Source organism: Streptomyces tsukubensis (genome assembly GCF_003932715.1).
Taxonomy (GTDB): domain Bacteria; phylum Actinomycetota; class Actinomycetes; order Streptomycetales; family Streptomycetaceae; genus Streptomyces; species Streptomyces tsukubensis.
In genome coordinates this window covers 59,630-86,021 of record NZ_CP020700.1, presented here as the reverse complement: position 1 = coordinate 86,021, position 26,392 = coordinate 59,630, and the positions used below count along the sequence as shown (strand labels likewise).

The window sequence follows — 26,392 nt, the reverse complement described above, 5'->3', positions numbered from 1 at the left end:
CCCGGTCCGCCCGGAATCCAAGACAAGAAGGAGTGCGCTTCGTCATGTCTTTGACCAGAAAGCTCTCCGCCGCCGGTGCTGCGGTGGCCCTGACGGCCGCCGCGCTGCTGACGGCTCCGGCCGCCCAGGCCGCCGGCGCCGCCCCGGCCGCTGCGGCGGCCTCCGGATGGGTCCCGATGGGGACGCATTCGTCGTACGGGGCCTGTAACGCCACCGGCCAGTACCTGGTCTCCATCTGGCTGATCCCCGAGTTCTACTGCGACCCGTATGCGCCGTACATGCTCTACGGCTGGAAGTAGCCGCACCCGGATCAGCCCGCACCGCCGCACACGCGTCCTCGCCACGGCCGGGCCGGAGGCCCCGGCCCGGCCGTGGCGGCTGCCCGGCCGCTACACGGTGCCGGCGATCCAGCCGACGGTCTCGGTGGTGTGGGGCCCGTCGGACAGGGCCCGGCCGGTGCCCACGAGTTCATTGAGCCGGATCTTGAAGCCGGTGGTGGTGACGTCGGCGATGCGCAGGCCCGGAGTGTCGGGGCCGTTGAACGTCTGGACGAACGGTACGACGATCACCGCCGCGTTGTCCGGGAACGGTGAGGGGAACGTGACCTGGGTGAATGTCGAGGTGTCTCTGCCGGTCAGTTCCGTGGCGCTGTTGGAGTTCAGCTGCAGCCTGCCGGTCTGGATCATGCTCATGACTTCCGCCTCTCACTCGACGGCCGCGGCCCCTGTCCGGCCGGCCTGTCCGTAAAAATCCGGCGACAGATCCGCTTCCGTATGAAGCAACTGAGGGTGAGCTGCCCGCACCGGCCCGCGTTTAGAGCGCAAGTCGCCCATGCGAGGCAATTGCCGACAAGAGCCTTGTCAGGGTGGAAAACCCGGAAACCGGAAACACGGCGACCCCTGACGGCCCGCCCCGGCCCCTCCGCTATTCCGTCTTGCTGAGTACCAGTAGTCAGTGTTACTGTGTACTGGTACTCGACAGCACTGACTAGTGCAGGAAGGAGGTGTTCCATGACCAAGCTGGAGACCGAGATGCTCAAAGGCACGCTGGAGGGCATCATCCTGGCGTCCCTGGCGGGCCGGCCCGCCTACGGCTACGAGATCACGGCACGCCTGCGGCAGCAGGGTTTCTCCGATATCGCCGAAGGGACCATCTACGCGCTGCTCCTCCGGATGGAGAAACGCGGCCTCGTCGACGTGGAGAAGGTCCCCTCCCAGAAGGGGCCGCCGCGCAAGGTGCACTCCCTCAACGCGCAGGGACGGGAGTACCTCGAAGAGTTCTGGAGGACCTGGAGCTTCCTCACGGAACGACTGGAACAGCTTCGCGAAGGGGGCAAGTGACCATGTCCGATGCAGAGAAGAGCGGTTTCGTCGCCAGGATGATCGGGCCCAAGAAGCGCTGGAGGGCGTACCGGGCGCGCGTCGCGGAGCTCCCCGGGAACTACCGTACGGCGGTCGAGGCCGTCGAGCGGTACCTGATGCACTTCGTGCCGATCGACGGGGACAGCAACGTCCTGATGTTCGAAGACCTCGCCGACCTCTTCGAGCAGGCCGCGGCGGACGGAACGCCGGTCCGCGGCATCGTCGGGGACGATCCGGCGGAGTTCGTCGACACCTTCGCCCGGAACTACTCGGAGGGCGGCTACGTCCCCGCCCGGGCGCGGAAGCAGCTGACCGCCGACATCGAGCGCGCCGCGGGCTGAGACACCGCGGAAGAAGACAAGGCGGCCCGATCGCGCCGCAGCGCACTGCCCCCCGGGCGAGCGCCACGTCCACCGCCGCCGCCGGCGCCTGACCGCACCATGTGGTCACGGGGAGGCATGCCCGCGGCAGCCCCCCCCTGCCCGCCGGCGGCGGCGCCGGTACCGGGCACTGCGCACAAGGAGACTCGTGATGGGCAACGGCACCGGCGGCTTCACCGCGGCAGGGCTGCGCAGACTGCGCGAAGTACTGGAACGGCATGTGGAGTCCGGGCGGATTCCCGGGCTCGTCGCCCTGGTCGGCCGCGGCGAGGAGACCCACGTCGAAGCGGTCGGGACGATGTGCCACGACGGCGGCGCGCCGATGCGCCGGGACACCATCTTCCGGATGGCGTCCACGACCAAGCCCGTCGCGGTCGCCGCGACGATGGTCCTGCTGGACGAGTGCCGGCTGCGGCTGGACGACCCGGTGGACCGGTGGCTGCCCGAACTCGCCGGACGCAGGGTGCTCGTACGGCCCGGCGGACCGCTCGGCGACACCGTGCCGGCCCGGCGCCCGGTCACCGTGCGGGACCTGCTCACCTCCACCTGCGGGCTCGGACTGGACATGACGGCGAAGGACTCCCCGATGATGAGGGAGTTCTTCGAACGGGGGATCTACGGCACGCAGTGGCTGCTGCCGGCGCCCGGCCCGGACGAGTGGATGCGCCGCCTGGGCACCCTCCCGCTGCTGCACCAGCCCGGAGAGCGCTGGCTGTACCACGTCAGCGACGATGTGCTCGGCGTACTGGTGGCCAGGGTCACCGGCCGGCCGTTCGAGGCGTTCCTGCACGAACGCATCTTCGGCCCGCTGGGCATGAAGGACACCGGCTTCCACGTACCGGCCGGCAAGATCGACCGGCTGCCGCCCCTGTACGCCCCCGACCCGCGGACCGGGGAGTTCCACGTGGCCGACGAGGCCGCGGGGGGACACTACAGCCGGCCTCCCGCGTTCCCCTCCGGCGGCGGCGGACTCGACTCCACCGTCGACGACTACCACGCCTACTTCCGCATGCTGCTCGGCCACGGAATGCACGGCACCCGGCGGATCCTGTCCCGGCCCGCCGTGGAACTGATGACGACCAACCGGCTCACGCCCGGACAGCTGGCCGCCCGGGAGGACTGGGCCCGCAGCGTCGTCCATCTGTCGCACGGTCAGGGGCAGCACGGCGGCTGGGGCTTCGGGATGGCGGTCCGCACCTACCGCGGGGACTACGCGCCCGTCGGCCAGTTCGGCTGGGACGGCGGAGCCGGCACCACCGTGTACGCCGACCCGCACCACCGGATCGTCGGCATCCTGCTCACCCAGACCGGGATGTCCACCCCGGATTCGGCCCGCGCCCTCCACGACTTCTGGACCACCCTCTACCAGGCGGTCGACGACTGATCCGCCCGCCGGTGCGCTGCTTCAGGTGTGGGTGAGGGTCGCGGTGAACGGGGTCCGGCCCTCCTGGTGTGCGGTGATGTGCGTGATGCCGTCCCCGCCGCCGGTATCGGCGCCGATGCGGACGGGGGCGGTGTATTCGGCGTAGTGGTGGAAGTGGGCGCGGAGCCCGGTGGGCACGGGGCGGCCGGGGCGGGTGTGGACGGCGGCCTGGAAGGCGGCTTCGAGCAGGACCATGCCGGGGTAGTGGTCGCTGGTGTGCTCGAAGAGCGTGGGATGGGCGGGGTCGGGGTCCAGGAGGTAGTCCCGGGGCCGGCCGGTTTCGGCGAGGACGACATCGGCGGCGGAGTTCTTCAGGGTGGCGGCCGGGCTCAGGGTGCGGCCGGGGCTGGTGCGGGTCCGGGGCGGCGGAGCGGTGGTGCCGCGCAGGCGCCGGTAGACGGCCCGCGGGATGGTGGCGAAATGCCCGCCGCCGGTCGCACAGGGGTGCCCGTTGCGGTGGATGACGATGTCCATCGCGAAGTGCGTCAGCCGCTTGCCGCGGTGGGTGGTGTCGGTGGTGGTGGCGGTGACGGCGAGTTCGGTCGGGCCGGGGGCGGTGGCCATCTGCCGGGGATGAACCGCGAGATGCAGCTGGGTGAGGAGGAAATGGTGGTCGAGGGGGATGCCGTACTGGGTGTGGGCGAGCAGCAGCCCGGTCTGGCGAATGGTCTCCGCGGCCTGGAGCGGATGGTGGTGACGGCCGTCGGGGGTGGTGAAGAACGGATGTCTGTGGGGCCATTCGGCGGTGAGGGCGAACTGGTGGTCGGCGAGCCTCCGGGACCCGGTGAGGAAGACCTCCGCATGGCTGGCGCGGTGGACGTACTCGCGGGGGACGGTCGTCGTCAGCCGCGGTACGGGCGCGACACACGGCGCGGTACGGGCGCGCGCCGCACCGGCCGGACCCGGGGCCGTACGGGGGCGGGGCACGACCGGGCAGGCGGTGCGGGTGACGGTCTGGCAGCCGGCGGCCGGTGCGGCGGTGTGGTGCGTCCGGATGGTCACGCGCGCTCTCCGTTTCTCTGCCGCGGCGCGGCAGGCAGGGAGGGGGGTGGCTCGGACCACGTAAGATACGGACTAACCGGTTTTGTTTTCAAGCCAACTGCGGAATGCTGGGCGTTAGTCTTCCGTTAAGAGCCTGGTGATCGCAGGGGCGGGATCACCGTGATAGTCACACTTGGAGTGTGAACATACCGCCTGTACGGTTTCCTATGGGTGCGGGCCCGGCGATCGGCGGGCCCGCTCGGCCGACCGGAGGGGTTCATGTCCGTGGAACAGCAGTGCCCGTTTGCCTTCGATCCGTCGGGGCGTGATGTGCAGGGGGAAGCCGCCCGGTTACGGGAGCGCGGGGCGGTGGCACGGGTGGTTCTGCCCGGTGGTGTGGGCGCGTGGGCGGTGACGGGGCAGCGGGAGATCCGGGCGCTGCTGACGGATCCGCGGATCTCCAAGGACGCCTACCGCCACTGGCCCGCGTGGACGGACGGGGACATCGCGGGATCCTGGCCGCTGGCGATCTGGGTGTCCGTGCAGAACATGGTGACCGCCTACGGGGAGGAGCACCGGCGGCTGCGGAAACTGGTGGCGGCCGCGTTCACGGCACGCCGGGTGGCGCTGCTGCGGCCCCGGGTGGCGGAGATCGCACAGGACCTGCTGGTCCGGCTGGCCGGGCTGCCGGCCGGCGCGCCGGTCGATCTGCGGCAGGAGTTCACCCACCTGCTGCCGATGCGGGTGCTGGCCGAGCTGTTCGGGATCCCCGGCGAGCTGCGGGTGAGGCTGCGCCGCATCATCGCGGGATTCTTCAGGACCTCCGCGTCGGTGGAGGAGGCACGGGCGAACGGCGCCGATCTGTATCTGACGATGAACGAACTGCTGGCCCTCAGACGCGACATGCCCGGGGAGGACCTGACGAGTGCGCTGATCGCCGTGCGCGACGAGGACGGTTCACGGCTCACGGAGAAGGAACTCGTCGACAATCTGATCCTGCTCTACACGGCGGGGTACGAGACGACGGTCAACCTGCTCGGCAACGCGGTGGCGCTGCTGCTGGCGAACCCGGACGAGCTTGCCCTGGTGCGGTCGGGACGGGCTGCGTGGGGCGATGCGGTCGAGGAGGCTCTGCGGGTGGAGGCACCGGGGGCGAACGCGATCCTGCGGTACGCGGTGGAGGACGTGGAAGTGGGCGGGGTGGTGCTGGCCCGGGGCGACGCGGTGGTGATCTCGTACGCCGCCGCGGGCCGCGATCCGGCCGTGCACGGCGAGAACGCGGGGGAGTTCGACGTACGGCGCGCCGCCCGGCGCGAACATCTCTCCTTCGGCCACGGCCCGCACTACTGCCTGGGCGCCTCGCTGGCCCGGATGGAGGCGGAGATCGCGCTGAGCGGCCTGTTCACACAGTTCCCCGCACTGCGGCTCGCGGTGCCGCCGCAGAGCCTGCGGCCCCTGGAGTCGTTCATCTCCAACGGACACCGCGAACTGCCCGTGGAACTGGGACCGTTCACCGGACCGGACACGGGAACGCGGTAGCCGCCCGCGGCGCACCGGAGCGCGCCGCAGGTCAGGGCCGGAGACAGGCCCCGGCGCTGTGCAGGCCCGCCCCGGCCGCCCGGTTCCGGCTCCGCTGCGGGCCGGTGCGGTGCGGCCGGTGCGGTGCGGTCCGCAGCAGCGGGCCGTACCACCCGGTGTGCCGGACGAGACCGTCGGCGGGGGCGGGACCCGGGCTGCACCCGAGGGCCCGCCAGACCGGATCGCTGTCGAACCAGTGGTCCGTCCCGAGCATGGCGAGGTGGTGCAGGGCCCGGGGCGAGTTGCGGGCCAGCTCGGTGGCGCGGCGCAGGGAAAGGGGAGCGCGCCGGGGGAGGCCGAGGTGGCCCTGCACCAGACGGACGAGGGCCGAGGTGCTGATGGGGCGGGGGTGGTTGGCGTGGAGGACGGCGGGCAGCGGGTCCTCGTGGAGGGCGGCGGCGACGGCGAGACCGGCGAGTGCGCCGACGTCGACGGCGGAGTGCAGCGTGGGGCAGTCGATACCGGTGCCCAGATGGCGCAGGAGCTGGGCGAGCCCGGGCAGGACCCAGCGGTCCCCGGTGCCGTAGACGAGATGGGGGCGCAGGACGGTGCCGCCCGCGGCGAGCACATGGCGTTCGGCCGCGGCCCGGGTACGGCTGGCGGCCGAGGCGGGGGCCTGGGGGAGCCCGGCGGGTCCGGCGCCGCGGAAAGGACCGCGGCCGTAGACGGCGGCGGTGCTGATGTAGACGATACGGCGGACCCCCTGGCGCTGCGCTTCGTCGACCAGGGCGCGGGTGCCGAGGTCGTTGACGGCACGGAGGCTGTCGTGGTCGCCGCCGACGAGGGAGGCGCAGTGGATGACGGCGTCGGTGTCCCGGCAGAGGCCGGTGAGCGAGGCGGGGTCGGTGAGATCGGCGTGGACCGTCTCGGCGGCGGATCCGGAGTGCGGGGCAGCAGCGCGGGGGCTGCGCTGGTTCAGCCGAACCCGCGCGGCCGGTTTTGTCAGCGCGGCATGGACCACATGGCGGCCGATAAAGCCGTTTGCGCCGGTGACCAGGATGTTTTTCGGCATGTGGGGACTCCTCGGGGTACCGGACCGGGGTGAAGGCAGCGGCGAAATGTGCAGGTACGGTCCGGTGGTGGCTTGTGAAAATACGGACTACCTGGTTTGGTTCTGGTAGAGAACGGACACCTGACCTGGTGCCGTACCCAGCAATGACCAGGGAGGGCCTTCATGGCGCAGCAGGAGCGTGCGATCCGGACGAAGCTGGCGATCGTGACGGCCGCTGCTTCTGTGTTCGACGAGTGCGGCTACGAGCGCGCGACCATCGGCGAGATCCTGGCCAGGGCCGGTGTGACCAAGGGCGCGCTCTACTTTCACTTCCCGTCCAAGGCGGCTCTGGCGGAAGGGGTGCTGAGCCAGCAGTTCAGTACGGTCTCGGTGGAGCCCAGCGCCTCCAAGCTGCAGGAACTGGTGGACACGGGGCTCACCGTGGCCTACCGCATGCGCCGGGATCCGCTGGTGAGCGCGGTCGCCCGGCTCAGCCTGGAGCAGGATGTGCGGGCCCAGTTCGGCACCGAGGCCATCACGCAGTGGATCGGCGCGAGCGCCCTGCTGCTGGAGGAGGCCAAGAAGCAGGGCGAACTCCTCCCGCACGTGGTGCCGTCCGAGACCGCCTGGCTGTTCTCGGCGTCCTGGACCGGCGTGCAGGTCTATTCGCAGATCCTGGCGCAGCGGGAGGACCTGGAGGCGCGGGTGGTGTCGCTCTTCGGGCATCTGCTGCCCGGTATCGCGGTTCCCGCCGTCCTGGCGAGCCTGGAGATCACCACCGCGCGGGCGATGGAACTCGGCGTCAGAAGCGAGGCGCGGGGCCGGGAGGCGCTCGCCGGGGAGCCGGTCGCGGCGGGCTGACCGGCCGGCCGTGCCCTGCCCCCCGGTTGCCGTGCCGCCCGGTCACGGCCGCGCGGCCCCGCCCCGCCCGGTGGTTCAGCCGGCGGCCGCGGTCACCGTGGAGTGGAACACCGGTTCGCCGTGGAGACGGCCCGTCACCAGCACCGACTCCGTTCCCCCGGCGGCGGGCAGACGGCGCGCCCCGATCACGCACGGGCCGGCCGGTACGGTGCCGGGCCCGAACCCGGCGGCGATGTCCAGCGGTGTGCAGGGGCGTCCCAGGGTCATGGCCGTGGCCTGACAGGCCGCTTCGAGCAGCACCATGTCCGGGATCCGGCCGCCGCGGCCGGTGAAGACGGGATGCCCGGTGTCGGTGCGCAGCAGCCAGCGGTCCGGCCGCGGGGTGGGGGACAGGACGACGTCCAGGGGAGAGAGGCGTCCGACGGCCTGCGGCGCAAGGGGGGCCTGCGGTGCGGCGGCCGGAAGCCCGTCCCGCAGGGCCGGGCGGCGGGAGGGCGGCCGCTCGTCCTCGGGCGCCGTGACGCAGGCGACGGCGCTCAGACCGGTCGCGGCCGTACGGCCGTCGCGGCGGATCTCGGTCTCGGCGCGCAGCCCCGTCAGGGTCCCGTCGTCCGCGTGCCGCGGCCGGACGGTGACCCGGAGTTCGAGCGTGGCGGGTGTCCAGCCGATGCCGAAGAGCCCGGGGCGGGTGCTCACCCGGATCTCCTCCACCGGCAGCGGCCCGTCCAGCGGTACGCCGTACTCGGTGTGGGCCAGCAGGATCCCCGCCTGGCGGATCGTTTCTGCGGCAATCAGCGGGTGATAACGGCCCCCGGTGGTGAAGAGGCTGTGGCCGCGGGGCCACTGGGCGGTCACCGTGAAGTGGTCGCCTTCCACCCGCTCCCAGCCGGTGAGCATGACCTCGGCGACGCCCGTGCGGTGGACGAGTTCCTTCGGGACGATGCTGGTCAGCGGCCGGTCGGGCGCCGGCCTCGCCCCCGGAGGTACTGCCGCGCTGCCCGGTGTGCCTGCCGTGCCGGGTAGTGCGCGGTCGGTGCGGAACGTGCTCGCGGACATGGAATCCCCCTGAGCCGTAGTGGCCTGCACCAGGGGTGCTCTCCCCCCGGTAAGCCCGAAGATACATACCACCCGGTTTAATTTCTAGAAGAAATATGGCCCTGCGGCCGGGCGGGAAAAGGGAACGGGCCGTTCCCGGATCCGGAGGTGAGCGGTCCGGCCTGCCGGGCGGTCCGCGCCCCGGGGCCCCTTGCGCCGCCGGGGCCGCCGGGTCCCGGCTGCCCCGTGTCCCGGGCGGCCCCGGGGCGGGCCCTGGTATCACCGTGCCCTGCGCCGTAGCCGGTGCGGCGCAGGGCCGCCCCGGCTACGGCGGAAGGTGCTCCGGCCGCCGGGGAAGCGGCTGGGGTACCCGCGCGATTTCCGGTCAGGAGACGGGTGGAACGGGGTTCTTGTGAACACTCTATATAAACCGTCCAAGCGGTTTGTTAAGATGGGGGGCCGGGCCGGGTCTCCTCGGCTCCGTCCCGGGAAGGGGCGTGGCGTGGCGATGACGGCGGCGCCGTCCGGGCCGGGTCCGGCGGTCTTCCGGTGGCCCGGACGGCCGCGCCGGAGCCCGGGCCCGCTCCCGTGGCGGATTCTCCCGGGGTCCGGCCCCGGTTCCGCCCCGGGCCGGACTGCCCCTTCTTCCGGTGAGCGGCGGGGTGTTCTGCCCTGCGGTGAGCCGCCGTATCAGGAGAACGAGCCCGGGGCCGGCCGGTGAAGCCGCCTGCCGCCCCAGTCAGGAGAACCCGGCATGGTGAAGCAGGAGCGTGCCCTGCGCACGCGGCAGGCCCTGGTGCGAGCGGCCGCCGAGGTGTTCGCGCAGGACGGTTTCGCGATGGCGTCGCTCGGCTCCATCAGCCGGAAGGCCGGGGTCAGCAGCGGTGCGCTGCACTTCCACTTCGAGAACAAGCGGGTCCTGGCCCGGGCCGTGGAGGACGAGGCGGCCGCCGCGGTCCGGGTCATCGCCGGGCCCGCCCCGGCCGGCGGGCCCGGCCCGCTGCAGCGGCTCATCGACGCCACCCATGCTCTGGCGGCGAGGCTGGACCGGGACGTCGTGGTCCGGGCGGGGTTCGAGCTCGGCTGCGGACTGCCGCGCCGGAGCGGTGCCGTCGACCTGCGCCGGCAGTGGCAGGCCTGGGTCGAGGAGGTGCTCCGGGAGGCGGAGCGCGAAGGCGCTCTCGCCGAGGGCGTGTCCGCCGCCGACGCCTCGGTCGCCGTGGTCGCGGCGACGGTGGGCTTCGAAGTGCTCGGCGCCGGCGACCGGGCATGGGCGGCCCCTGCCGTGCTCGTACGGTTCTGGGGTCTGCTGCTGCCGCGGCTGGCGGCGGCCGGCACCCTCGGCCGGCTGCTGCCCGGCGGCTCCCCGGGCGCGGCACCCGGCCCCTCCTGAACAGGGCGCACGGTTTGTTCCACGGGTGACGGACGGCGCGCGGCGCTTGCCGGACCGGCGCCCGGGGCTCCGTGGCGTTTCAGGGGGATGCCGTCGGCTTCAGGGTGTTGCCCCAGCCCGGAAGGTCGATGAGGAGTGGTGGACCGGTCGAGCTTCAATGAATGAAACAGCTTGGTCGGTTTGATATTGACAGACCGTTCGTGCTGTTTTTTACTTGGTATGGGCCGGAGACCGTCCCAGGAGCCACGACATGGGGAGTCGGTGTGGATATTGATGTGCTGGGCACGCTGGGCGCCAGGGAAAACGGGGTTTCGGTCACCCCGACGGCGCCGAAGCCACGGCAGGTTCTTGCCTGCCTGGCCCTCCACGCCGACCAGGTGGTGCCCGTCGGCGGGCTGATCGAGGAGCTGTGGGGCGGCACTCCGCCGCGCAGCGCCCGCACCACCCTGCAGACGTACGTGCTGCAGCTGCGCGAACTCATCTCCGCCGCACTGGAGAAGGACGTACCCGTCGAGGGTGTGCCACGGCGCAGCGCGAAGGACGTACTGGTCACCTCGCCCGGCGGCTATCTCCTGGTCACCGGTGGCGGCACCAGCGACGTGCGGGAGTTCGAGCGGCTGGCGGGCGCCGGATACCGGGCCATGGACGCCGGTGACTTCCCCGGAGCCGCCCGCAAGCTCCGGGACGCCCTCGGCCTGTGGACCGGGGCCGCGTTCGCCGATGTCCACACCGGAACCCAGCTGCAGATGGAGGCCAGACGGCTGGAGGAGAGCCGTCTGTGCGCTCTCGACCAGCGCATCGAGGCCGATCTGCGGCTCGGCCGGCACCGCGAACTCCTGGCCGAACTCACCGTGCTGACCAGCCGCTACCGCACTCATGAGAATCTGCACGCCCAGTTCATGCTGGCCCTGCACCGCTCCGGCCGGCGCAGCGAGGCGCTCGGCGTCTACCACCGGCTGCGCGGCACCCTCGTACGGGACCTCGGCCTGGAGCCCTCGGCGCGGCTGCGCCGGCTGCAGCAGTCGATCCTGGTGGCCGCCCCCGAGACCCCGCTGTCCATGGAACACCCGGCGCCCCCGCCCGCCGGACCGCCCACCGGATCCGGCAGGGGCCGCATGGCGCAGGTGTGAAAACGCCCGCCCGCCGTCCGCGGCCCGTTCCGGGGAGCAGCACCCGCGTGTTTCCCCCCGGAACGGGCCGCGTTCCGTATCACCGCCGCGGGCCGGGAACCACGGGACGGCACGGCCCCGGCCACCCGCCCCCGCCGCTCGCACCGGCGGCGCGCCATCCGCCCGGGTGGCGATGCGAAGCCGGGGCGCCGCACCCCGTACCCCCGTACCGGCCGCAACACCGCCGGCCTGCGCCCCGACGCCCTCACTCAGGTACCGGGCACGGCAGTTGGAGGCCCGGTCGAGGGCCGCTACACCGTCCCGCTCGCCCCGGACGGGCCCGGCTAGCGTGGAACGCGGCACCGATCCCGGCCGGCGGAAGGAATCCGGACAGAGAGCTCGACCACTACGGAAGAGGGGGTACCGTGAGAATTCAGGTTCTGGGGCCGTTGAGTGCCGAGGTCAACGGGGGATCCATCGTTCCCACCGCGGCCAAGCCGCGGCAGATCCTGTCCCTGATGGCGCTCTATCCGGGGCGTGTCCTGCCCGTCCCGATGCTCATGGAAGAGATCTGGGGGACCGCGCCGCCGCAGAGCGCCCTCACCACCCTGCAGACCTACATCCTCCAGCTCCGCAGAAGACTGGACACCGCGATGGGCCCGAGCGCACCGGGCGGAGCCAAGGAGGTACTGGCCACCCGGCACGGGGGATATCTGCTGCAGATCCCCGAAGCCAGCGTCGACGTCCACGAGTACGAGCGTCTGGCACGCCAGGGACAGACCGCTTTCGAAACGGGGGACAACGAGGTGTCGGCGCGGCGGCTGCGGGCCGCTCTCGACCTGTGGAAGGGACCGGCCCTCGTCGACATACGCGTCGGACCGATCCTCGACATCGAGGTCAGACGCCTGGAGGAGAGCCGGCTGGCCGTCGTCGAACGCCGTATCGACGCCGACCTCAAACTCGGCCGGCACACCGAACTCATCCCCGAACTGACCGACCTGACGGCCCGCCACCCCCAGCACGAGGGCCTGCACGCGCAGATGATGGTGGCGCTGTACCGGTCGGGGCGGCAGGCCGGGGCCCTGGAGGCCTACCGCAGGCTGCGGATGCGCCTGATCGACGAACTCGGCGTGGAGCCCTCGCCGCAGCTGCAGCGGCTGCACCAGGCCATGCTCTCCGTCGACCCGCAGCTGGACGTGGTGGCGGGAGCGCGGCGCACCTCGACCTTCGACCTCTTCGCCGCCTGACCCCCGCTTCCCCGGCGCGGGCGGCGGTGGACCGCTCGTCCACCGCCCACCGCGGGGCGAGCGCGGTCACCCGCGTGCCGGGCCCGGCGGTTGCACGCCGTACGGACGCACACGGCACCGGCCCGTGCCCCGGCGCCCTCTCCCCGGGCCGCTCTCCCTCCCGCCCCCGCCGCCGGGCCCGCCCGACCGGGCCTCAGGTGTTTCTCCAGGGCGGCCGGTGATCCTCGGCGGACGAACACCCCGGCCCCCGGGACGCCCGCGGAGCACGAGCCCGCCGGCGGTGCCGCCCTCTGCCGCAACGCCCACCCCCGCCGTCGGCGGCCCCGGCATCCGCAGCGCAGAAGGCCGCTGCTCCGACCCGGCGAGTGTCCCCCACGACACGAAAGGCCCGGCCATGCGCCTGACCCTGACCGACCCGCTGAGCGGGACCCTGCATGCCTTCCTGACCCGCCACACCGTGCAGGAACGCAACAAGGCCCTCGCCCTCGCCCTGGTCGAGTCCGCCAACCGGGGCGAACCCTGCCTCCTCACCGCCCTCTTCGCCCCCGACCGTCCGCTGCTGGTCTGCGACAGCGTCCTCGCCGACGGCGACCACGTCGCCCTGCGCCTGACCGCGACCACCGGCACCGCCGCCCGGTGTCTGTTCGCGGAGTTCCGCTTCGACGGCGAGGGCCGCATCACCGAGCACCACACCACCCCCCGGGCGGACGCCGGTCCGCCCGCCGTGACCGACCATCACCCCCTTCCTCCCGCCCCGCGCCGCCCGCAGGGGCTTGCGGAACGCTAGGGGAGTACCGGAGGAAACGGGGCAGCCCCGCCCGCGCCGCTACCGTGACCGGTGTCGAGTGGGAGGAGCCGGCCGTGGACGAACGGCACACCACCCTGCGCGAACCGTCCACCGCCCGGACCCCGGCGAGTGCAGGGCACGACCAACCGCCCCCGGTGCCGGTGGACCCGTACCCCACCCCGGCGCAGACGGTACGCCACCGGCCCCCGGACCGGCCCGCCCGCACCGGCCCCCGTACACCGGCACCGGCCTCCCGCGCCCCGGCCGTCCCCGCACCGGCGGCACCCGGGCCGCCCGGCCGGTTCCCCCGGCCCACCGGCCGCAACCGCCCCGCCCGCCCGCCGCCCCCACCCGCTGCCGGCCCGGCCCGTTCCCCGGCCGGCCCCGTGGCACGGCAGTCCGCGAACCCGAACCCCCGTGAGGCAGGAGAGGAGGAAGACCGATGCCGACCGACCGCTCGCCGGCACCGACCATGACCGTGGTCCTCGACCCCGGACACCACCACCGCACCCAGGAGCCCCGGCCGGTGCTGGAACTGCGGGGCCGCCTCGACCCCGCCCTGTTCCTGGCCGCCCTCGACCGGATCGCCGCCGGCCACCCCGCCCCGCTCACCGGCCGGCTCCGCCTGCACCGGCACGGACCCGACCACCACAGCCTCGAACTGCCCTCCGCGACCGGCGATCCGGCCCCCTGCCCGGCCGGACTTCTGGCCGACCTGATCACCAGCACCCCCGCCCTGCCCGCCGCCCCCGGGGACACCCCCGGCCCCCCGCCGGACACCGCCTCCGGCGGGGAAACAGCCGGGTCCGCCACCCGCGGGCCCCTGCCGCAGACCTTCGCCGTGACCCCGCTGCAGCACGAACTCCTCACCGACGCGAGCCGCGGCCCCGACCACCAGGTCGAGCAACTCCTGTGGCGCTGGCACGGACCGCTGGACCTCACCCGCTTCACCACCGCATGGCAGGCGGTGTCCACCTGCGAAACCGTCCTGAGGTCCGCCTTCGTCTGGGACCCGCACCCCCGCACCGTCCTCTTCGACCACCCCGGACCCGACGTGGTCACCCACCACACCCACGGCACCTTCACCGACCGCGAACACCTCCGGAACACCGAACGCTCCCACGGCTTCGACCTGCGCCGCCCCGGCCCGCTGCGCATCGCCCTCCTCGACGGCCCGCCGCCGCGCACCCCCGGCGAAGAGCCCTCCACCGACATCGTCCTCACCTACCACCGCGCCCTCCTCGACGACTGGAGCGCACGCGTCCTGGTCCGCGAGTTCTACCGCGCCTACCTCGCCGGCGGCACCCTGCCCGGCGGGGAACGCCGCCCCGACCTGCGCGACTACACCCGCTGGCTGGACCGCCAGGACCCCGGGCCCGCCCGCGACTTCTGGCGCCGCACCACCCCGCACGCCGCCCCCGCACCACTGCCGCGCGCCACCCCGGGCGAACACACCGGCCACCACGGCGCCGGACACACCTCCACCCGCCTCTCCGGAACCGAGACGACCCGCCTCCTCCACTGGGCGGCCCGCCACGGCGCCACCGAGTCCAGCGCCCTGCACACGGTGTGGGCCATGCTGCTCTACCGGGCCTCCGGCCCGCTGCGCGGCCCCGTCCCCATCGGCTTCGGCGTCTCCTTCTCCGGCCGCGGCGGCCTCCTCGACGACATCGAAAGGATCCCCGGCCCGCTCGCCAACCCGCTGCCCCTGACCGTCGAGGTCGACCCCGCGGCCCCCGTCGAACGACTGCTGCGCACCCTGCGCGACCGCGTACTGGACATGGCCGCCTACGAATGGACCCCGGCCGGCCGCATCCACGAATGGCTCGCCCGCCCCGGCACCGAACCCACCGAACCCACTCAACCCCCCGAACCCACTGAACCCACTGAACTCCCCGAACTCCCCGAAACGCAGCTCGCCTTCGCGCACACCCCCCGCCGCGACGACCGGCTCACCGCCGCCCTCGCCGCCCACGGCGTACGCGTCGAGCACCCCGTCCCCGCCCCGGCCCGTACCGCGACGGCCCTGTCCCTCGTCGCCCACCACGACGGACAGGGCAGCCTGGTGCTGTCCGCCGTCCACGACCGCGAACGCCTGGCCGACGACCGGACCCGGGCCGTACTCGCGCACACCGCCCGCCTGCTGCGCACCCTGCCCCGCACCGCGGGACCGGGCACCACCGTCGCCGAAGTGATCGGCTCACTCGACGGAACGGACCTGCCCCGGATGCACGACCGCCCCGCCCCGGCGAGCCTCCTCGTCCCGCTGCGCCCGGCCGCACCGGCCGGCCGGGCCGTGATCTGCCTCGTCGCCGCCCCGGGCGCACCCGCCGACTGGTGCCGCGCACTGCTGCATGCCTACGACGGCCCCGAGGCGATGTTCGTCCTGCGCACCCCGGCGGACGTGCCCCGCGGCGCGGCCGCCCTCGCACCGGTCACCGGCCCCGGCAGCCGACTGGTGCTGGGCGGCTTCTCCGGAGCGGGCGCCATCGCCTACGAGATCGCCCGGCGTCTGGCGGCGGCGGGCCGTACCCCGCCCCTGGTGGTCCTCGGCGGTGCGGACGGCGACGGAGTACGCGAGCTGGCCAGGGCGCTGCGGCAGGCGGCGGCGGACTGACCGGACTTGGCCGGGGGGGCTCACCGCACCGTGCGGAGCCCGGAGGACAGGAGCAGGGCGCGCCGGACGTCCTCCCGGATCCGGCGGGCGACGTCCGGGAGCCGGCCCTGGAAGTAGAAGTGGCCGCCGTCGAAGAGACGCAGACCGAAGTAGTGCTCCGAGGCGGCCGCCCAGCCGTCCAGGCGGTGCGGCGGGGCCACATGGTCCGCGGTGCCGCCGAACACCGAAAGCGGTACCGGGAGCGGCGCGGCCAGCGGCTCGGAGCACCAGGTCTCGCCCAGGCGCAGATCCGCGCGGATGGTCGGCGCGAACAGCTCCCACAGCTCCGGATGGTTCAGCGCGGACGGCGCCGTACCGCCCATCGCCGCCAGCTCCCGGCGCAGCTCCGCATCGGACAGCAGATGGCGCTGCGGCCGGTCCCCGCCGGGCTGGAGGGTGCCGCGTGCGGAGATGCCGAGCCACACCGGTGCGGTACGGCCCGAATCGACGAGCCGGCGGGTCAGTTCGTAGGCCACGAGCCCGCCCAGGCTGTGCCCGAAGAACGCGAAGGGGCCCGTGAGCCGGGGCTCCAGCGTACGGAGAAAATATTCGATCAGGGCACCGGCGTCCGCGAGTGCGGGACGCTCGTCACGCGGCCCGCGGCCCGGCGCGTCGGGAGTCCGCACCTCCCAGTCCGCCGGGAAGTGGGCGGGCCAGTCGCGGTACGTCAGCCGGGAACCACCGGAGTGGTGGAACACGAACAGACGCAGTCCCGGCTCTGGTGACTTGTGCATGACCGTTCCCTCGACGACGTCTCCGGTGTCCGGCCCCGTCCGGCCCGCCGACCCCGCCCGGGCGGCGGGCCGGACGGCCGCCGTGTCCCGGCCGCCGGGGCCGCTCGTACGGAACAGCGGGGCTCTGCACCGCTCGACACGCATGGTCGCATCCACCCGCCGAGGCCCGCTGGAGAACCGGTCCAGCAACGGTCCGGAACCGGTCCGCAAGCCGATCCGCACCGGGCGGCCCCCGGTGCCGGACGCCCGGGAACACCCCTCAAGGGCCACGCGAAGACCGCTCCACCCGGGCCCCGGACAGTGTCCGGAGCCCGGCCGGAAGCCGCCCGGGGCCCGGTAGGCCCCGCCGGCGGGCACCGCGGCACACCGAAGGACACGACGAAAGAAGGCCGGAACCATGACCGCCGAGCCGGTGGGCACCGCCCGACGCACGCCCCGGGGCCAGGGGTTCGCCGCCCTGTACGCGCAGGCGCAGCAGTTCTACGCCCACCAGATGCACATCCTCAACACCCAAGCCACCCACGCCACCGAACGCTGGGCGGGCACCTTCACCGAGGACGCCGTCCTCGAACTGCCCTTTCTGCCCGGTCCGGTGCCCGCCCGCACCGGGCTCGCCCACTATGTACGCGCCGGAGCCGAACGCCACCGGCGGGCCGCCGGCCGCCTCGACCACTGGGTCGGCCGGCTCGACGTCCGGCCCCGCGCCGACGGGTCGCTGCACACCCGCTGTTCGGCCCTGGTCCACGGCGGCACCCCCGGCCCGGGCGGGGCGAGGGTCCTGTACGTATGCGTGATGGAGGACGTCCTGGTCGCTACCCGCGGCGGATGGCGCACCGCGCACCGCCGGGTGACCCGTGACGATCTGGCCTGACCCGGCCCGGTCGGCCCCGGGGCGGTGCGCGGTGGAAGGCCGCTGCAGCTGAGCTGGAGGTTCCGCGGAGCCGCGGCCCCACCGGCCCGGCCCGTGCCTAGAGTGACCGTGCACATCCCTCCCTGTCCGCGCCCGCCCGCCGTCCCCTTCCGACGAGGGCGGGCGCGTCGACGCCCTCAGGGAGGAGGTCTTCGCATACGCCCGGCAGGACCGGATCCCGCGCCGCGCACCCCGCCGCGCCGGGCACGCACCCTTCTCTCCCCACGAAGAACACCAGGAGGAACCCGCCATGCCCCGAAACGGCGCCGCAGCCGGCGAACCGGCAGCCCGGGCGGAACGGAAGGCGGTCGCGCACCGTCTGCTCATGTGCCGTCCGCAGTACTTCGACGTGACCTACAGCATCAACCCGTGGATGAACCCGAAGAAGCCGACGGACGCCGCGACCGCCCTGCTGCAATGGGAACAGCTCCGCGAGCTCTATCTCTCACTCGGGCACACGGTCGAGGTGGTCGAACCGGTCCCGGGCCTCCCGGACATGGTGTTCGCCGCCAACGGCGCCACCGTGGTGGACGGCAAGGTCTTCGGCGCCCGGTTCCGGCACCGGGAGCGGACCGCGGAGGGGCCCGCCTACCTCGACTGGTTCGCCGGCCACGGCTTCCGCGAACTGCTGTGGCCGGAACACATCAACGAGGGCGAAGGCGACTATCTGCGCGTGGGCCGCCGGATCCTGGCCGGCACCGGATTCCGCACCGACTCCCGCTCGCACGCCGAGGCCCAGGAGTTCTTCGGCCTCCCCGTGACCGGTCTGACCCTGGTCGACCCCGACTTCTACCATCTGGACACCGCGCTCTCGGTGCTCGCGCCGGACGAGATCATGTACTACCCGGCGGCGTTCAGCCCGGGCAGCCGGGCGGTGCTGCGGGAGATGTTCCCCGACGCGGTCCTCGCCACGGACCAGGACGCCGCGGTGTTCGGCCTCAACGCCTTCTCCGACGGCCTCAACGTGGTGCTGCCCCAGGCGGCCACCGGGCTGATCGCCCGGCTCAAGGAGCGCGGCTTCAACCCGATCGGGGTGAGCCTGGGGGAGCTCCTCAAAGCGGGCGGCAGCGTGAAGTGCTGCACCCTCGTACTGTCGTGACCCGCGGCCCCCGCACCGGCCGTCTCCCCGGCAGCACCGCGGAGGACGGCCGGCGCGGGGGCGGCCCCGGCGCACCCGCACACGGGCGGCGGCGGCCGCCTCCCGGCCCGCCGTGCGGGATCAGGGCAGGGCGGTGAACGCGGCGAAGACGTCGTCCAGTTCACCGGTGTGGACCGTGAGCGAATCGACCGCGGCTTCCGCCGCGTCGAGGACCGCGAGCACGGCCCGCAGGGCCTCGACACCGGCGGGTCCGGGAATGCGGAGGGTGAGCGTCGCGGGCTCGCTCAGCGCCTCGCCCAGGCCCGCGCCCGGCCGGGCGGCGCCGAAAGCGGCGGCGGCGCGCTCCAGTGCGGCCGGGTCGGCGAACCGCAGGCGGATCAGACCGCGCGGTGCGCGGGGCGGGCCGTTCGGCGGGGCGGACCGGACGGGACCTGCCGGTCCCCGGACGTGACGGTCCGCCGCACCGGACGGCGGCGTGGTGTGTGTCACGGGCACTGCCCTCTCCTTCGCTCGGGTATCACCATTCGGATGCCGGATGCCGGATGCCGGATGCCGGATGCCGGATGCCGGGATACGGGCCCGGCGCGGCCGCCCGGCGCTCGGGTGAGGTGGCCGGGGCACCTCACGGTGCGCCGCCTCAGGCGGCCGAGGGCGATTCCGCCACCGAGCGGCTGCGGCCCAGCTCCTGCCGGGTGCGCCGCATCACGATCGAATCGGCGATCTCACCGCTGCGTACCGCGGTGTTCGACAGCAGCGACGACGACAGTCCATGACTGTGCTCGGTGCCGCCCTGAAGATAGACGCCGCAGGTCAGCCCGGACGCGGACACCAGACGGTAGTCCCGTTCCAGCCGGTGCCTGCCCGCCGCGTCGCGCTGGAAGTGCCGGTCGAAGTCGCCGAGCAGCCGGGCCGGGTCCATCCCGTCGTAGCCGGTGGCGAACACCAGCGCGTCGACGGCCAGTTCCTCCCTGCGGTCGTCCAGCAGGGAGCGCAGCATCACCCACGCCCCGCTCGCGGACCCCTCGACCTCCACGACCCGGGTGAGGTTGCGGAAGTGCAGCCTTCGGCCGCCGCGGACCTCCTCGTCGTACGAGCGCCGGTACAGGTCCCGGATCACGTCGGCGTCCACCACCGAGTAGTTGGTGTTGCCGTGGTAGCGCCAGAAGGCGTCCCGCGCCCGCTGGGTGCCGTAGTAGTACTCGTCGACCGCGCCGGGGTCGAACACCTGGTTGGCGAAGGGGGTGTCGTCGGCGATGGAGTAGCCGTAGGACGGGATGACCGCGGAGACCTGGGCGTGCGGCAGCGAGTCGTGGAGGAAGCGGGTGATCTCGGCAGCGCTCTGGCCGGCCCCGACCACGGCCACGTGCCGGAGGTCCGCCGGGGTCTGCGCGCCGAACCTGCCCAGGAACTCCGAGCTGTGCCAGACCCGCGGCCCGGACGTCACGCCCTTCGGCAGACGCGGTACCAGCCCCGTCGAGATGGCCACGTTCCGCGCGGTGACGGTCCCGGTGGTGCCGTCGCCGCGGCGCACCTCGATCTCCAGGAGGTCCGCCGTCCGCGATCCGGGCCCGGTGCGGGGCCGGATCGACGCGACCTCGGCACCGTAGGTGACCCGGTCGCCGAGGGCGGCGGCCGCCCACTCCAGATACTGATGGAATTCCTGCCGGGTCGGGTAGAAGTCCTGGTTGTTCACGAACTGCACCAGCCGGTTCGAGGCATGCAGATACGACACAAAACTGAACCGGGACATCGGATTCCTGAACGTCGCCAGGTCCTTGAGGAATGAGATCTGCATCGTCGTCGAAGGCAGCAGCATGTTCCGGTGCCAGCCGAACGCGGGCTGCCGTTCGAAAAAATGAGAGGTGACCGGATGCTGCGGAGCGCTCGCCCCGTGCTCGTCCAAGGCGATCGCGAGCGCCAGGTTCGACGGGCCGAACCCGATGCCGACCAGGTCCAGGACCTCGTGTTTACCCCTGCCCGTTATACCCATGAAAATTCTCCCGCTAGGCGTATGGAAAATTCTGGCGGTGGCCCGAGAGCCCGATTCGCAGTGTGCTCGGGAGAACGACTCGAAGGCAACTGGAGAACGCCATGAGGTCTCTTCGGGAACTCCTTCCGATCCACTCGACATCCGGAAGTGTTGTCCTGTCGGCGGGACGGGGATACGGTCGGCGCGGATTCCCAGAACCTCTGCACGGCACGGCCCGGCGGCCCTTCCGTTCCGGACGGCGCGATCAGCCGAGAACCGGGCCGCGGCCCTGCCCCGCATCGCGATTTCCTGAAAGGGTGGAACGGATGTTTGTGCCCAGCATGTACCGAGCGCCGGACAGTTCGTGGATGGTGAATCTGATCCGTGAGAATCCGCTGGCGCTCGCGGTGGCGAACGGCAGCCCGGAGAACGGCCCGTTCGCCACTCATCTGCCGGTCGTCTTCGACCCGGAGACCTCCGCCGACCCGGCCGGCGAACTGCCGGGCACCACGCTCCTGGGGCATATGAACCGGGCGAATCCGCACTGGGCGGCGCTGGAGACGGGCAGTGTCCTGCTCCTCACGTTCACCGGCCCGAACTCCTATGTGTCGCCCTCGGTGTACGGGGTCACACCGGCCGCCCCGACCTGGAACTTCACCGCGGTGCACGTCCGCGGTGTGGTGGAGAAGATCTCCTCGCTGGAGGAGAGCCTGGACGTGGTGCAGTCCACCGTGCGCGCCTTCGAGGGGGCGTTCGGCAACGGCTGGGACATGACCGAATCCCTGGGCTACTTCCGCAGGATCGCCCCCGCCGTGGGTGCCTTCCGGCTCACGGTGACCGGGGCCGAAGGCATGTTCAAGCTCAGCCAGGAGCAACCGGGCGACGTGCGGCGGCGGGTCCGCGAGTCGTTCGGGCAGAGCGCCTGCCGGTACCGGCGGGAGACCGCCGGGCTGATGAGCCGGCTGCCGTAACCGGCCCGTCCCCGGAACAGCCGGAACAGCCGGGAGCCCGTGGACGCGGGGGCCGGGGGAGAGGGGTTCAGGCGCCGACGACCGCCGGCGGGGCCTGTCCGGCGAGCCCCGCGGTCCGGGCGCTCACCCCGTACCCGCCCGCGTCCGGCGCATCCGCACCCGCAACAGCCGTGTCCGGCACACCCCCGTCCGGTCCTGCCGGGCCTCCGGTCTCCCCGCGGCCGGGGATCTCCCGCGGCTCCCGCGGCTCCTGCGGCCCGCCGGGCTCCTCCAGGGCGTGTGCGGCGGCGCTGTCCAGCGTGGTCATCACCCACTGGTCGAACGCGATCCCCGACTGCTCGGCGGCCCGGTGCCACCACTGAAGACGGTTGCCCGGCACCTCCAGACGGCGGCTCGGCCCGGCGGGAGCCTTCGGCGGCTCCTCGCCCCGGCGCGCGGCCCGCAGCGCACCGCGCAGCTGCTTGGTGGTCCACTGCCGCTGCTCGGCCCGGTCCAGCCAGAAGTCCTGCTCCTCGACCGGCATCGACGCCAGCTCGGCATGGTGCTGGAAGCTCAGGGCGGACCGGCGCCGGGTGAGGTCGAAACGCCGGGCGACCCAGGCGTAGTTGCGCAGGGTCTGGTAGGAGAGGCCGACGGCGCGTATCCCGCGCTGGTACCGGTCGGTGTAGTGGTCCTTGCCGTAGACCAGCCAGTCGCCCAGCCACCAGGAGGACGAGTCGAGGACCCCGGCGAGCTGACGCCCGGACCGCTCCCACTCGTCGTACGCCAGCTGCGCCGGCATCTGCAGCCCCACCTTGGTCGTCAGCACCTGGCCCCGGCCCGGCGCGGCCCCCGCGGCGGGCGGCCGGCGCGACGGGGGCTGGGGGAGGGCGGGTGCCGGGCCGCCCTGCGGACCCGGGGTACGCCCGGCCTGACGCGCCATCATGCCTCCACGAGTTGGGGTGCCTGCAACCGCACCGAAGTCTCGCGGCAGGAACTGAAGCGCCACCGGAGCGGCACTCGAAAACGTGTACGGAGAACATCTCTGCGGTACGGCGCCGGGGCGCGGCGGCCGTATCCGGCGGGCCCGCGCCCCCGGCCGCCCCCGCCCGTCCGGCGCTCCGCCCCGAGGGGAGCGGGCGGCCCCCGGACCCCGCCGCCCGCACCGTCACCCGCCCGCGTCCGGCGGCCCGTGCGCGGCCGCGCGGCGCGGCATCCTGGCACACCGGTGCCCCCGGGGTACAGAGAACCCGGTCGAGGTGCGGGCCTGCCCGCCCGGCCCGCGGCCCGGGTCCCCGCCGCCCTTGTAGCGCCGGAAGCCGGGTTCCTACGGTGACGTGGCAGTGCCGGAGCCGCCATGCGGTGCCGGACGCCGTCCCGTCGACCGGACAGCGCCCGGCCGGCGGCCCGCGCCCGGTGCCCGCTCCATCTCCCGCACCCGGCCCGGCGCATCCCCACCCCCGCTCACCCCATGACGGTTAAGGACGGTGCCAGTTGAGCGCGAACCCCTTCGATGACGAGGACGGCCGCTTCTACATCGTGGTCAACGACGAGGAGCAGCACTCCCTGTGGCCGGTGTTCGCCGAGGTGCCCGAGGGCTGGCGCGTCGCCTTCGGCGAGGCGTCCAGGGCCGAGTGCCTGGAGTACGTCGAGAAGAACTGGACCGACCTGCGCCCCCGCAGCCTGCGGGAGGCCATGGCGGCGGACTGACCGCCGCCCCGCCCGCCACCGGCCGCCGGGCGGTGCCCGGGCAGGGTGCCGGCCCGTTCCGCCCGCGGCACCCCCGCGGCCCGCCCGACCGCACACCCCCTCACATCGGAGTCAGTTGATGATCCTTCAGGGAAGGCGGGTCGCCCTGCCCCCGGAGCCCGTCGTCCACCGGCGGTTCGAGGAGCACGCGGCAGCCACCCCCGACGCGGTGGCCGTCGTGCACGACGGCGCGCAGCTGACGTACGCCGAGCTGGACGCCGAGGCGAACCGGTTCGCCCACTTCCTCCTCGCGCGCGGACACGGCCGGGGCGCGAAGGTCGGCATCTGTCTCGACTACTCGGCCGACCTGCTCGTCGCCGTCCTCGGCACGCTGAAGGCGGGCGCGGCCTATGTGCCGCTCGACCCGGCCTATCCGGCGGCCCGGCTCGCCCTGCTGGCGGGCCGGGTGCCCGGTCTCGCCCTGATCGTGGCCTCCCCGGCGACCGCCGGCCCGGTCGCGGCGGCGGGCGCCGAGATCCTCGCCCCCGAGCGGCTCTCCGACCGTCTGGACGGCCTCCCGGCGGCCCGCCCGGACACGACCGTCACCGGGGACGACATCTGCTACGCCGTCTTCACCTCCGGCTCGACCGGGACCCCGAAACTGGCCGCCGTACGGCACGAGGGCTGGTTCAACCTGATGCACTGGCTGACGGCCGAATACGGCCTGCACAGCGGATCGGGCAACCTGGTCGTCAGCGCCTTCGGGTTCGACCTCTCCCAGCGCAGCCTGATGACACCGCTGTTCTGCGGCGCCACCCAGTACCTGATGGCGAGCCGGAACTTCGACGCCATGCTGGCGTACCGGATGCTGGCCGACCACGACATACGCATCGTCCACTGCGCCTCCAGCACGCTCTATCTGCTGGTGGACTGGGAGACGGCGCGCGGCGGCGACGCGCTGGCCCGGCTGGACTACGTGCTCTTCGGCGGGGAGCCGCTGAAGACCGAACGGATCACCGCCTGGGCCCGCCGCGAGGGCACCACCTGCACCCTGTTGCACCAGTACGGCGTCGCCGAGTGCACCGATGTCGCAACCTCGTACGACCTCTCCGGCCACCGCGGCGGCGACCGGGGGATCGCACCGGTCGGCAGACCGGCGTACAACACCGCGATCCACCTCGTCGACGAGGACCTGAACCCCGTTGCCGCGGGGGAGGCGGGCGAGATCTGCATCTCCGGGACCGGCGTCGGCGCGGGCTATCTGGGCGCCACCGGCCCCGAATCCGGGAAGTTCACGACCGTCCTGGTCGACGGCGCACCGCGCGGGCTCTACCGCACCGGCGACCGCGGCCGGGTGACCCCCGCCGGTGACCTCGTCGTCCTCGGCCGGATCGACTCCCAGGTGAAGGTGCGGGGCATGCGCATCGACCCGGCCGACATCGAACGCACGCTGGAGAGACTGCCCGGGGTCCGGGAAGCCGCCGTCGTGCCCGGCGACCGCGGCACGGGGGAGACCGAACTGGTCGCCTATCTCGTCCGATCCCCCGGCGGGCTCGACGAGAACGGCCTGCGCACCGGCCTCCTCGAAACACTGCCGCGGAATATGGTCCCCGCCCATTTCGTCACCATCCCGCGGCTTCCGCTGAGCCCGCACGGAAAAGTGGACCGCACGGCACTGGCCGGCGCATTCCGCGGCCGGTCCGCCGCCCCGACGACAGACGGAACAACGGAAGGACCGCGATGATTTCCGACAGGGTGCGCGCCATATGGTGCCGGGAACTCCAGCGCGACGATATATCGGTCGACGACGACTTCTTCGCCCTCGGCGGACAGTCCGTGACCATGACGAAGATTCAGATCGCATTCCTCGACGAGCTGGGCGTCGAGGTCCCCATGGACCAGATGTATCTCCACTCGACGGTCGCTTCGATTTCCGCCCATATCGTTGAATCCATGAACCGGGTTGCCCGATAGCGTCCGTGAACGACCCCTCCGGATCCGGCCGTTGAAACCCATGAATTCCCCCTTTGGCAAGAGAGGCGCCCATGTATGATGTGATTGTCATCGGTGCCCGATGTGCGGGTTCGCCGGCGGCCATGCTGTTCGCCCGGCAGGGATACCGCGTCCTGCTGCTGGAAAAGGCAACCTTTCCGCAGGACACCCTGTCCTCGCACTATATTCACCAGCCGGGCGTGGCACTGCTCGACCGCTGGGGACTGCTCGGCGAACTCCGCAGCGCGGGCTGCCGGCCGATCGACCGCCAGAGCTACGAGGCGCTCGGCGTCCGCCTGGAGGGCTTCTCCCTGCCGGTCGGCGGCCACCGCACCACGTACGCACCCCGGCGGTTCGTCCTCGACCCGATCCTCGCCCGCGGCGCCGTGGCCGCCGGAGTGGACTTCCGCCAGTCCTGCACCGTCACCGATCTGCTCCACACCGGCGACCGGGTCACCGGAGTGCGGTACACCACCCCCGGCGGCACCCCGGCCACCGAACACGCCCGGCTGGTCGTCGGCGCCGACGGCATGCGGTCCCTGGTGGCCCGCCGGACCGGCGCCCCCAAGGTCGTCGAGCGCCCCCGGATGACCTGCACCTACTACAGCTACTGGGAGCAGGTCCCCGCCCACTTCGAGCTCTACGAACGGCCGGGACGGTGGATCGCCCTCGCCCCCACCAACGACGGCCTCACGCTGATCATGACCTACTTCCCGCAGAGCGAGTTCGCCGACGTCCGCACCCATGTCGAGGACTCCTACCTCGAAGCCGTCCGCACCACCGCCCCCGAACTGTACGAGCGGATGTCCGCGGGCAAACGCGTCGAGCAGATGTACGGCACCGGGGCCCAGGAGAACTACTTCCGCAAGGCCCACGGCCCCGGATGGGTCCTGCTCGGCGACGCCGTGCACCACAAGGACTCCATCACCGCCCGCGGTATCACCGACGCCTTCCTCCAGGCCCAGGCCCTCACCGGCCACATCGGCCAGGACCTCCACGACGACACCGCGCTCGCCACCGCGCTCCGCCGCTACGAGAAGGACCTGGACAGCACGTTCTACAGCTTCTACCAGGGCGCCCTCAACGTGGCCGAGCTCAAGCCCGAACGCCACACGGAAATGGTGCAGAAGCTCGTCGGCCACCAGGACCTGATCGACCGCTACTTCTCGACCGTGTCCGGCGCCTACTCCTTCGACGACTTCTACAACAACGAACTGCTGACCGTACTCGACCAGGGCTGACCGGCG

26 protein-coding genes are annotated in these 26,392 nt (G+C 72.8%); 18 read left to right on the top strand and 8 right to left on the bottom strand.

Annotated features, from left to right (window positions below):
- Positions 1–44: 44 nt before the first annotated feature.
- Positions 45–299: a hypothetical protein gene (locus B7R87_RS00275; protein ID WP_130585368.1), complete on the top strand. Its 255-nt coding sequence runs from the start codon at positions 45–47 to the stop codon at positions 297–299.
- Between the two features lie 90 nt (positions 300–389).
- Here the strand turns inward: B7R87_RS00275 and B7R87_RS00270 are convergent, their stop codons facing one another.
- Positions 390–692: a hypothetical protein gene (locus tag B7R87_RS00270; RefSeq protein WP_006344633.1), complete on the bottom strand. Its 303-nt coding sequence runs from the start codon at positions 690–692 to the stop codon at positions 390–392.
- A gap of 318 nt (positions 693–1,010) precedes the next feature.
- On the opposite strand from B7R87_RS00270, the gene B7R87_RS00265 reads away from it, so the two are divergent.
- The 3 genes from B7R87_RS00265 (at position 1,011) to B7R87_RS00255 (ending at position 3,125) form a co-directional block, all read left to right on the top strand.
- Positions 1,011–1,340, top strand: a complete 330-nt coding sequence (locus tag B7R87_RS00265; protein WP_006344632.1) for a PadR family transcriptional regulator — start codon at positions 1,011–1,013, stop codon at positions 1,338–1,340.
- A 2-nt stretch (positions 1,341–1,342) separates the two neighbouring features.
- Complete coding sequence (locus B7R87_RS00260) at positions 1,343–1,702, top strand: DUF1048 domain-containing protein (protein WP_040912688.1); 360 nt, start codon at positions 1,343–1,345, stop codon at positions 1,700–1,702.
- A gap of 190 nt (positions 1,703–1,892) precedes the next feature.
- Entirely contained in the window at positions 1,893–3,125 is a 1,233-nt protein-coding gene (locus B7R87_RS00255) for a serine hydrolase domain-containing protein (RefSeq protein ID WP_006344630.1), read from the top strand.
- Positions 3,126–3,146: 21 nt separating this feature from the next.
- Here B7R87_RS00255 and B7R87_RS00250 read toward each other — a convergent pair whose 3' ends face one another.
- Positions 3,147–4,166, bottom strand: coding sequence for a ScbA/BarX family gamma-butyrolactone biosynthesis protein (locus tag B7R87_RS00250; RefSeq protein ID WP_006344629.1), 1,020 nt, complete (start codon positions 4,164–4,166; stop codon positions 3,147–3,149).
- Between the two features lie 357 nt (positions 4,167–4,523).
- Here B7R87_RS00250 and B7R87_RS00245 point away from each other — a divergent pair, with 357 nt between their 5' ends.
- Positions 4,524–5,684 (top strand): cytochrome P450 family protein, encoded by a 1,161-nt coding sequence (locus tag B7R87_RS00245; protein WP_006344628.1) that lies wholly within the window; start codon positions 4,524–4,526, stop codon positions 5,682–5,684.
- 31 nt (positions 5,685–5,715) lie between these two features.
- Here B7R87_RS00245 and B7R87_RS00240 read toward each other — a convergent pair whose 3' ends face one another.
- Complete coding sequence (locus B7R87_RS00240; protein ID WP_130585367.1) at positions 5,716–6,735, bottom strand: NAD-dependent epimerase/dehydratase family protein; 1,020 nt, start codon at positions 6,733–6,735, stop codon at positions 5,716–5,718.
- Between the two features lie 162 nt (positions 6,736–6,897).
- On the opposite strand from B7R87_RS00240, the gene B7R87_RS00235 reads away from it, so the two are divergent.
- Entirely contained in the window at positions 6,898–7,575 is a 678-nt protein-coding gene (locus B7R87_RS00235) for a ScbR family autoregulator-binding transcription factor (protein WP_006344626.1), read from the top strand.
- Between the two features lie 75 nt (positions 7,576–7,650).
- On the opposite strand, the gene B7R87_RS00230 is transcribed toward B7R87_RS00235, so the two are convergent.
- Positions 7,651–8,631 (bottom strand): ScbA/BarX family gamma-butyrolactone biosynthesis protein, encoded by a 981-nt coding sequence (locus B7R87_RS00230; protein WP_130585366.1) that lies wholly within the window; start codon positions 8,629–8,631, stop codon positions 7,651–7,653.
- Between the two features lie 733 nt (positions 8,632–9,364).
- On the opposite strand from B7R87_RS00230, the gene B7R87_RS00225 reads away from it, so the two are divergent.
- The 5 genes from B7R87_RS00225 to B7R87_RS00205 all read left to right on the top strand — a co-directional run bounded on the left by B7R87_RS00225 (position 9,365) and on the right by B7R87_RS00205 (position 15,763).
- Positions 9,365–10,003, top strand: a complete 639-nt coding sequence (locus B7R87_RS00225) for a ScbR family autoregulator-binding transcription factor (protein ID WP_006344625.1) — start codon at positions 9,365–9,367, stop codon at positions 10,001–10,003.
- Positions 10,004–10,266: 263 nt separating this feature from the next.
- The gene (locus B7R87_RS00220) at positions 10,267–11,133 is read left to right on the top strand and encodes an AfsR/SARP family transcriptional regulator (protein ID WP_040912678.1); all 867 of its coding nucleotides are present in this window, start codon (positions 10,267–10,269) and stop codon (positions 11,131–11,133) included.
- A gap of 404 nt (positions 11,134–11,537) precedes the next feature.
- Positions 11,538–12,359: an AfsR/SARP family transcriptional regulator gene (locus tag B7R87_RS00215; RefSeq protein WP_040912676.1), complete on the top strand. Its 822-nt coding sequence runs from the start codon at positions 11,538–11,540 to the stop codon at positions 12,357–12,359.
- Positions 12,360–12,753: 394 nt separating this feature from the next.
- A complete protein-coding gene (locus B7R87_RS00210; RefSeq protein ID WP_130585365.1) occupies positions 12,754–13,146 on the top strand; it encodes a hypothetical protein in 393 nt (130 codons plus the stop codon).
- Between the two features lie 442 nt (positions 13,147–13,588).
- Positions 13,589–15,763, top strand: coding sequence for a condensation domain-containing protein (locus tag B7R87_RS00205; protein WP_006344622.1), 2,175 nt, complete (start codon positions 13,589–13,591; stop codon positions 15,761–15,763).
- Positions 15,764–15,783: 20 nt separating this feature from the next.
- Here B7R87_RS00205 and B7R87_RS00200 read toward each other — a convergent pair whose 3' ends face one another.
- On the bottom strand, positions 15,784–16,536 hold the full coding sequence (locus B7R87_RS00200; protein ID WP_045852701.1) for a thioesterase II family protein: 753 nt from the start codon (positions 16,534–16,536) through the stop codon (positions 15,784–15,786).
- A 397-nt stretch (positions 16,537–16,933) separates the two neighbouring features.
- On the opposite strand from B7R87_RS00200, the gene B7R87_RS00195 reads away from it, so the two are divergent.
- Positions 16,934–17,407: a nuclear transport factor 2 family protein gene (locus B7R87_RS00195; RefSeq protein ID WP_006344620.1), complete on the top strand. Its 474-nt coding sequence runs from the start codon at positions 16,934–16,936 to the stop codon at positions 17,405–17,407.
- 289 nt (positions 17,408–17,696) lie between these two features.
- Complete coding sequence (gene ddaH, locus B7R87_RS00190; RefSeq protein WP_006344619.1) at positions 17,697–18,545, top strand: dimethylargininase; 849 nt, start codon at positions 17,697–17,699, stop codon at positions 18,543–18,545.
- 120 nt (positions 18,546–18,665) lie between these two features.
- Here the strand turns inward: ddaH and B7R87_RS00185 are convergent, their stop codons facing one another.
- Positions 18,666–19,034, bottom strand: a complete 369-nt coding sequence (locus B7R87_RS00185; RefSeq protein ID WP_130585364.1) for a hypothetical protein — start codon at positions 19,032–19,034, stop codon at positions 18,666–18,668.
- 148 nt (positions 19,035–19,182) lie between these two features.
- Entirely contained in the window at positions 19,183–20,535 is a 1,353-nt protein-coding gene (locus B7R87_RS00180; RefSeq protein ID WP_006344618.1) for a lysine N(6)-hydroxylase/L-ornithine N(5)-oxygenase family protein, read from the bottom strand.
- 305 nt (positions 20,536–20,840) lie between these two features.
- Here B7R87_RS00180 and B7R87_RS00175 point away from each other — a divergent pair, with 305 nt between their 5' ends.
- Positions 20,841–21,485, top strand: coding sequence for an FMN-binding negative transcriptional regulator (locus B7R87_RS00175; protein WP_040912663.1), 645 nt, complete (start codon positions 20,841–20,843; stop codon positions 21,483–21,485).
- 67 nt (positions 21,486–21,552) lie between these two features.
- Here the strand turns inward: B7R87_RS00175 and B7R87_RS00170 are convergent, their stop codons facing one another.
- On the bottom strand, positions 21,553–22,410 hold the full coding sequence (locus B7R87_RS00170) for an LmbU family transcriptional regulator (RefSeq protein ID WP_233168726.1): 858 nt from the start codon (positions 22,408–22,410) through the stop codon (positions 21,553–21,555).
- Between the two features lie 548 nt (positions 22,411–22,958).
- Here B7R87_RS00170 and B7R87_RS00165 point away from each other — a divergent pair.
- From B7R87_RS00165 to B7R87_RS00150, 4 genes are all read left to right on the top strand, one after another.
- Complete coding sequence (locus tag B7R87_RS00165; protein ID WP_130585363.1) at positions 22,959–23,174, top strand: MbtH family protein; 216 nt, start codon at positions 22,959–22,961, stop codon at positions 23,172–23,174.
- 118 nt (positions 23,175–23,292) lie between these two features.
- Complete coding sequence (locus B7R87_RS00160; RefSeq protein WP_006344615.1) at positions 23,293–24,897, top strand: amino acid adenylation domain-containing protein; 1,605 nt, start codon at positions 23,293–23,295, stop codon at positions 24,895–24,897.
- Positions 24,894–25,127 (top strand): acyl carrier protein, encoded by a 234-nt coding sequence (locus B7R87_RS00155; protein WP_006344614.1) that lies wholly within the window; start codon positions 24,894–24,896, stop codon positions 25,125–25,127. The genes B7R87_RS00160 and B7R87_RS00155 overlap by 4 nt, the downstream gene beginning before the upstream one ends.
- A gap of 71 nt (positions 25,128–25,198) precedes the next feature.
- A complete protein-coding gene (locus tag B7R87_RS00150; RefSeq protein WP_040912655.1) occupies positions 25,199–26,386 on the top strand; it encodes an NAD(P)/FAD-dependent oxidoreductase in 1,188 nt (395 codons plus the stop codon).
- The last annotated feature ends 6 nt before the right edge of the window (positions 26,387–26,392 follow it).